Below are 2,704 nucleotides of genomic sequence, written 5' to 3' on the forward strand. Positions count from 1 at the left end.
GGGAGCAGGTCGACGCCCACGCACAGGGTGCGGGGGAAGCAGGCCGCCGCCCGCTCGCACACGGAGAGGACGTCCGGCCACCGTCCGCCGCCCGCCCGTACGGCGTCCCGGACCGCGTCCAGGTCGCCGCGGCGTCCGCCGAGGTGGAGGTTGGTCAGCGGTGAGGTGCTGGTGCGCACCACGGCGTGGGTCGCGCGGCCGTCCACCACCACGATCCGCAGATCGGCGGCGCGGCCCCCCAGGGAGGCCTTGGGCAGCCAGCGTTCGAGGTGCAGGCCGTCGGGTGCCAGCGTGTCGACGATCGCGGCGATGTCCCGCTCGTGTTCGTAGCGGCGCAGTCTGAGGGAGTTGAACAGGGCTCCGTCCGGAGCCAGTTCGACGGAGGTGGTGGCCCGGATCCGGCCGGCGGCCGACGCCTCGACGGCGAGTACGCCGGAGGCCGAGGAACCGTGCGCGAGCTTGACGAAGAGCCTGGGCATCCGGTGCTCGCGCATGGCCGCACGGACGTCGTCCCAGCCCCGGACCGGTGCCGCGGCCCCTCCGGAGGTGGGCGACGGGGGCACGGGGACGTCCGCCGCGGCGAGGACCGCGTGGCAGCGCCGCTTGTCGAACAGGACGGCCAGGTCGTCGGCGTCGTCGAGCCGGACACCGCCCCGCAGTCGCCGGACCGCCCGGGTGAACCGCGCGTACCAGCGTCCCGAGCCCTCGACCCTCGTGGGGTCCGGGGTGTCCCGCAGCAGCCGGTCGACCTCCGGGTTCTCGCCGGGCGAGTCGAGCCGGACGATCTCTCCGGGGGCGAAGTCGGCTCCGCCCGCGCGCAGGACCTCGGTCCAGGGCACGACGCGCGGTGCGGGCAGCCCGGCCGCGCGTACGCCGTCGGCGAAGAGGGCGACCCTGCGGTTCTCCGGATTGCCCACCACGGTGAAGCGCACGGGCGAGGCCGACGCCGGGGTGGTCGGCCCGGTCCGGGCGGGCGCCGGGAGGGCCGGCTGGTCCTGCGTCACGCGGTCGTCACTCCCCGACGGCCACGTAGCGCTCGACGGTGCCCTCGTCCTCGTCCTCTTCCTCCTCGGCGCCGTCCGGGTCCAGGTCGATCTCGACGCCCGCGGCCCCGAGGGTCTCGGTCAGGCGCTGCCGGACGGGGTCGCTGAGGTAGTTGTGGTGCAGGTCGAGCTTCTTCAGGTGGGTCAGCGGCTGACCGCCGAGGAGGGCGACGGCGCCCTCGTCGCCGAGGGTGCCCATCGACAGGTCGAGCACCTCGAGGCGGGCGACCACCGGGGCGGAGGCGACGGCGGCGGCGACCTCGTCCTGGATCTCGCTGTTGCGCAGGGCCAGGTGGCGCAGGTTCGGGAGGCGGTCGCCGGACAGGATCGGTTCCAGGTCGGCGGCCTCGCTGTCGGCGCCGTACCACGAGGTGCCGAGCCACAGGTCGAGGTGCTCCAGCGCGGGCAGCTCACTGGCCCCGACGCCCCGGACGACGTCCGCCGGGAGCCCGCCGGACTCCAGGGCCAGCGCGCGCAGCGCGTCATGGCGCAGGGCGGGGAACCTCAGCCCCTGGCTGCCCCGCACCCCGAACTCCTCCAGGGCGGGGAAGCCCGCCAGCAGGGGGGAGACGTCGGCCTGGGTGATCCAGGAGATCTCGGCCTCCTCGTAGGTCAGGTCCCCGAGGAACAGCGCCCGCAGGGCGGGCAGACGGTCGCGCGCGGCCAGCAGCGCCTCCAGGACCTTGGACGAGGACGACTCGTACGCCTCTTCCCAGGGGCCGACGACCAGGGCCCGCACCTCCGTCGTGTCGACCGTGGCGCAGAACCGGGCGAAGACCTCCCCCCACGTCTCCTCGGCGTCGTACACCCCGGTGGCGATCCGCCAGGCCACGGTTTCGGGCCGGGGCAGGTCCGCCGGCGCGGCGGACGCTTCGGGGAAGTGGAAGACGGGCAGGCCGTACAGCTCCTTGAGGTGCTCGACATGGGCCATGCGGACTGCTCCTGACGTGTGAGGGACGAACGGACGGCGTTCGGGGCCGGCACCGTCGCGGAACCCTGGACGCGAGCCGTCCGACGGTACGTGCAGCAGTTCTACCAACAGCCACTGACAGCACCCCGCGGCGGGTCCGGCCGGGGGCTGATGTCAGTGGCGGCTCGTACGGTCCTCGCACGGACTCCGGAGCACCGCGCGCCGGAGCGGAGGGGAGAGCCATGTACCGGCAGGGAGACGTGCTGATCGTGCCCGTCGCCGAGGAGGCGGTGCCCGCGCACGTCACGGACGCGCCCCGGGAACCCCGTGACGCCCGGGGCCGGCTGGTGCTGGCCCTGGGAGAGGTCACCGGGCACGCGCACGCGGTCGTCGGGAAGGGCGAACTGGTCAGAGAGCCGGGCCCCTTCGGTCCGCTGCTGCTGCATCTGCCCGGGGGCGGCCGGGTGGTGCACGAGGAGCACGCGCCGATCCCGCTGCCCGAGGGGTGGTACCGCGTGATCCGGCAGCGCGAGTACGTCCCCGGCTCCGTCCGGATCGTCGCCGACTGAGCGGAGCGGGCGATGAGCACCATGACGGCCACCAGTACGTGAGGAACACGAAGTGCACCCGGAGCACGAGCGGCATGAAGAGCACGGACCGGACCAGCGGCGCGAGCAGAGGACGTTGACCATGACGACGGCCGGACGGGCGGGCGGGGCGCCGGACGGGACCGGCGTCCTCGCACCGGGGG

General features: G+C 74.5%; 3 protein-coding genes. 1 reads left to right on the forward strand and 2 read right to left on the reverse strand.

The window, feature by feature from the left end:
* Both AOK18_RS24190 and AOK18_RS24195 read right to left on the reverse strand, forming a co-directional pair.
* On the reverse strand, nt 1-932 hold a 932-nt coding region (locus AOK18_RS24190; RefSeq protein WP_055695705.1), incomplete at its 3' end, for an STM4014 family protein.
* A gap of 79 nt (nt 933-1,011) precedes the next feature.
* Nucleotides 1,012-1,974 (reverse strand): STM4015 family protein, encoded by a 963-nt coding sequence (locus AOK18_RS24195; RefSeq protein WP_055695703.1) that lies wholly within the window; start codon nt 1,972-1,974, stop codon nt 1,012-1,014.
* Between the two features lie 221 nt (nt 1,975-2,195).
* Between AOK18_RS24195 and AOK18_RS24200 the strand changes: the two genes are divergently transcribed.
* Nucleotides 2,196-2,522 (forward strand): hypothetical protein, encoded by a 327-nt coding sequence (locus AOK18_RS24200; RefSeq protein WP_055695704.1) that lies wholly within the window; start codon nt 2,196-2,198, stop codon nt 2,520-2,522.
* The last annotated feature ends 182 nt before the right edge of the window (nt 2,523-2,704 follow it).

Source organism: Streptomyces prasinopilosus (assembly GCF_001419695.1).
Taxonomy (GTDB): Bacteria; Actinomycetota; Actinomycetes; order Streptomycetales; family Streptomycetaceae; genus Streptomyces; species Streptomyces prasinopilosus.

Excerpts from the sequence above, each read along its gene's own strand:
- AOK18_RS24195 (WP_055695703.1), bottom strand. The coding sequence starts at position 1,974 with ATGGCCCATGTCGAGCACCTCAAGGAGCTGTACGGCCTGCCCGTCTTC.
- AOK18_RS24200 (WP_055695704.1), top strand. The coding sequence starts at position 2,196 with ATGTACCGGCAGGGAGACGTGCTGATCGTGCCCGTCGCCGAGGAGGCG.